This is a genomic window from Prevotella sp. 885 (assembly GCF_002265625.1).
In the GTDB taxonomy this organism is placed as follows: Bacteria; Bacteroidota; Bacteroidia; order Bacteroidales; family Bacteroidaceae; genus Prevotella.
On record NZ_NOVE01000130.1, the window covers coordinates 1 to 646 of the forward strand.

Genomic DNA, 646 nt, shown 5'->3' on the forward strand with positions numbered 1-646 from the left:
AAAGGCAAGGCTGAGTTCATCGAAGGCAAGCTCCGTGCCTTCCTCAAAGCTCGCCGTGAGGTCGAAGCCCACGACGAGGTGAACATCATGCAGGAGCAAGTGGATGCTATCGTGGCAAGTCGAACAGAGTTTTCCAACAAAGACACGAACCCTGCTACGGACTTTAAGGCTGGCAAGCGTGCGGATCACGACTCGCTGCCTGAGGATATCCAGGCTCTCTATGTCGAGAACCTTGATATCACTCACCGTATGCGTGAACTCCATCTACGCCTACGCTTGTTGTCGGACTCTACTAAGCAGGTGCCGGCTTCAGAACGTAAGCCGTTACTCGACGAGTTTATAAATCTCGATAAAAAGTTGCACGCAAATTGGGACACTTATGACCATTATGTGACAAAGGCAGAAAGTGCAGCAAATACCGAAACCAAAGAAAGCGAAGAGGAGCAGACTAAAGAAACAGAAATTAGTCAGTCGCCAACTGACCAATTAGCTGAGCAGCCTGAGGATGCCACTCCTTCCAAGCCGAAGTCCAAGTCTAAATCCAAGAAGTAGTGAAGCGCAACATCAACATAGATGACATCCTAAAGCCACTCTCTGAATGTCCACACCAGGCGTATCTCTCCAATGCTCTTCAGGTGGCGGACGT

1 protein-coding gene is annotated in these 646 nt (G+C 49.5%); it reads left to right on the forward strand.

The window, feature by feature from the left end:
* The coding region (locus CHL74_RS15985; RefSeq protein ID WP_176452293.1) for a hypothetical protein at positions 1-552 on the forward strand (552 nt) is incomplete at its 5' end.
* Positions 553-646 lie beyond the last annotated feature (94 nt).